Source organism: Oleiphilus sp. HI0043, from assembly GCF_001634935.1.
Map to the genome: position 1 here is coordinate 1 of NZ_LWEY01000127.1, position 740 is coordinate 740.

The window sequence follows — 740 nt, forward strand, 5'->3', positions numbered from 1 at the left end:
TTTTATGAGTTTGCAATGCCGCTAATGGCAAAGCTAGGCTTTCCAACACTATTCTGTCATAAGCTTGAAGTGGCTGAAGATGGAAAGATTACTGACTATGTTCTTCGCCAGAAAGACCCTAAGCGTCAGTCTGTTAGAGCCTTCCAATTATTGAACTATCGTGTAATTGCAGCAGGCGACTCTTATAATGACACAACTATGCTGAAGCAGGCTGAAGCAGGCATCCTGTTTAAGTCACCTCAGAATGTGATCGATGAGTTTCCTCAATTTCCAGCAGTTCATGAATATGCTGATCTTCAGGCAGAGATTTTAAAAGTTAGCCTGACGCAAAATTCCTAAGCAATAAGTTCCGGGCTTAGTGACTACGCAATAGTTCCTCAGCCCTGGTTTTTTATTGGCGAATACCCTCTGCTGACCTACAATGGTTGCAGCATATAAATTTCACCTAATGAGCATTTTAATGACCAAGAAGCCAGATACTGATCTACAACATACTCCTGTCAGCGAAAGCGATCTTGACGAAAGCTTACAAGCTGAAAGTAGTGCCACGGCTCCTGTTGGTGAGCGCCTACAGAAGGTTCTTGCGCAAGCCGGCCTTGCTTCTCGCCGTGAGCTAGAACGCTGGATTAGTCAGGGCCGAGTGAAGGTAAATGGTGAAGTTGCTTCATTGGGCTTGCGGGTTGTACCAAGTGATAAAGTTTATGTAGATGATCGTTTTGTAAAAATGCCTAGAAGGTCTG

At 44.2% G+C, this 740-nt stretch carries 2 protein-coding genes; both read left to right on the forward strand.

The window, feature by feature from the left end:
- Positions 1-339 (forward strand): bifunctional phosphoserine phosphatase/homoserine phosphotransferase ThrH (gene thrH / locus A3729_RS02665; protein WP_082881976.1); only part of this gene is annotated, 339 nt, incomplete at its 5' end.
- Between the two features lie 121 nt (positions 340-460).
- The coding region (locus A3729_RS02670; protein WP_255376370.1) for a S4 domain-containing protein at positions 461-740 on the forward strand (280 nt) is incomplete at its 3' end.